1 protein-coding gene is annotated in these 1,736 nt (G+C 31.1%); it reads right to left on the minus strand.

The genetic code is table 11. The annotated features are described in order from the left end of the window. Positions 1-57: 57 nt before the first annotated feature. Positions 58-1,611, minus strand: coding sequence for a bifunctional response regulator/alkaline phosphatase family protein (locus DIU01_RS09125; RefSeq protein ID WP_290833706.1), 1,554 nt, complete (start codon positions 1,609-1,611; stop codon positions 58-60). Positions 1,612-1,736 lie beyond the last annotated feature (125 nt).

A 1,736-nucleotide genomic window follows, 5' to 3' on the forward strand; every position in this document is an offset into this window, starting at 1 on the left:
TTCAGATTTCAGATTTCAGATATTTGTTATCTGAAAACTGAAATCTGCAAACTATTTTTACCTTGGATTAAATACTAAAAATGGTACAATAACTTCTTCTAAAGAAATTCCTCCGTGTTGGTAGGTATTTCTGTAATAACTTACGTAATGGTTGTAATTGTTTACGTAAGCGAGGAAATTGTCATTTTTTGCAAAGATATAAGAACTACTCATATTTATGGTTGGAAGTCCGATTTTCTTTGGCTCTTTTACTGCATAAACGTCTTTATCTTCGTAGGTCAAACTTCTTCCGGTTTTGTAACGAAGGTTTAAACTGGTGTTTTTATCACCAATAACTTTAGACGGATTTTTCACATTTATCGTTCCGTGGTCGGTAGTGATAATTAATTTGAATCCGAGTTTTTGTGCTTGTTGGATGATTTCTAGGAGAGGTGAATTTTTGAACCAACTCAATGTTAGAGAACGATAAGCTTTATCGTCTGAAGCTAATTCTTTTACCACATCCATTTCGGTTTTGGCGTGAGAAAGCATGTCAACGAAATTGTAAACTACTGTAACTAAGTTATTTTCTTTAAGCGATTTAAAATTATCGGCCAGTTTTTTTCCTGCAGCCAAATTGGTGATTTTAAAATAATCTTGTTTGATATTTAATCCAAGACGTTTTAAATGTGCTGTTAAAAATTCGCCTTCATATAAATTTTTTCCACCATCGTCAACGTCATTTTTCCAATATTGTGGAAATTGTTTTTCCATTTCTAAAGGTGTTAACCCAGAAAAGATAGCGTTTCTAGCATATTGAGTAGCCGTTGGAAGAATTGCATAATATGGAACTTCTTTCTCTAATTTGTAGTAATTATTGATGGTGCTTTCCATAGCTTTCCATTGATCGTAACGCAAATTATCGATTACAACAAATAGAACAGGCTTGTCTTTTTTAGTCAATTCTGGCACAACTAATTCACGGAAAAGAGTATGAGATTGAATAGGTTTATCGGCTTTTGGTTCGAACCAATCTTCATAATTTCGTTCGATGAATTTTCCGAATTGCGAATTGGCTTCGACTTTTTGCGATTCTAAAATATCAATTAAATTAGTATCCTCGATATTTTCAAGTTCTAATTCCCAGAAAAGAAGTTTTTTATATAATTCAAACCAATCTTCGTATGAATTTACCATTGATAATTCGAGAGCGATTTTTCGGAATTCCTTTTGATAGTCTAGCGTTGTTTTTTCTGAAATTAAACGAGAATGGTCTAAATTCTTTTTCAAACTCAATAAAATCTGATTTGGATTTACTGGTTTAATAAGGTAATCAGCTATTTTAGAGCCAATTGCTTCTTCCATAATATATTCTTCTTCACTTTTTGTAATCATAATTACTGGAGTAGAAGACTTCTTTTCTTTAATTTCTTGTAGGGTTTCTAAACCGCTCATTCCAGGCATATTTTCGTCTAGAAATACAATATCAAAGTTGTTTTCTGCAAAAATATCTATAGCATCACGACCGTTATTACAAGTAGTAACTTCGTAGTTTTTCTTTTCTAAAAACATGATGTGTGGCTTTAACAAATCGATTTCGTCGTCAACCCAAAGTATTTTGATTTTATCCATGATAGCATTTTTATTTGGTGCAATTTAAGGTTTATTGAACGTTCAATATGCTAAAATTATTGTAAAATAAATTTTAATGTTTAATTAAGATTTTAGAATTTAACTGAAAAGAGTACGTTTAAAAT

Origin of the sequence: Flavobacterium sp., from assembly GCF_003525665.1 — a bacterium.
Classification (GTDB): domain Bacteria; phylum Bacteroidota; class Bacteroidia; order Flavobacteriales; family Flavobacteriaceae; genus Flavobacterium.

What these genes read in the sequence shown, in the direction of transcription:
- DIU01_RS09125 (WP_290833706.1), bottom strand. Translation starts at nt 1,611, where the DNA reads ATGGATAAAATCAAAATACTTTGGGTTGACGACGAAATCGATTTGTTA.